Below are 396 nucleotides of genomic sequence, written 5' to 3'. Positions count from 1 at the left end.
CCGCCGCTAACGTCATAGAAGCAAGCTTCTAATCAGTTCGCTCGACTTGCATGTATTAGGCACGCCGCCAGCGTTCATCCTGAGCCAGGATCAAACTCTCCGAAGAAATGTTTGACTTGCTCAATTTTAAAAATAAAAATTAACGTTGACGTTTGTCGCTTTGTTCAGTTTTCAAAGTTCAACCGCCGCTCTTAAGCGACTTTACTATCTTATCAAGTTATTAACGTAATGTCAACAACTTTTTTAAAAGAAAAGAGAGATCTTTTCCAGCCTGGCAACGTCCTACTCTCACAGGGACAAAGTCCCAACTACCATTGGCGCTAAAGAGCTTAACTTCCGTGTTCGGTATGGGAACGGGTGTGACCTCTTCGCTATCGCCACCAGACAAGAGATTGT

General features: G+C 43.7%; 2 rRNA genes. Both read right to left on the bottom strand.

Features of this window, described 5'->3' with window-relative positions:
* A 16S ribosomal RNA gene (locus ACN6NE_RS31140) occupies positions 1 to 106 on the bottom strand; the annotation flags it as partial.
* 163 nt (positions 107 to 269) lie between these two features.
* Positions 270 to 385: ribosomal RNA gene (gene rrf, locus ACN6NE_RS31135) — 5S ribosomal RNA — on the bottom strand.
* Positions 386 to 396: the final 11 nt, after the last annotated feature.

The organism is Priestia sp. 53B2 (genome assembly GCF_056099005.1).
The sequence above is the reverse complement of the archived record's forward strand: the minus strand, read 5'-3'. Positions and strand labels throughout refer to the sequence as shown.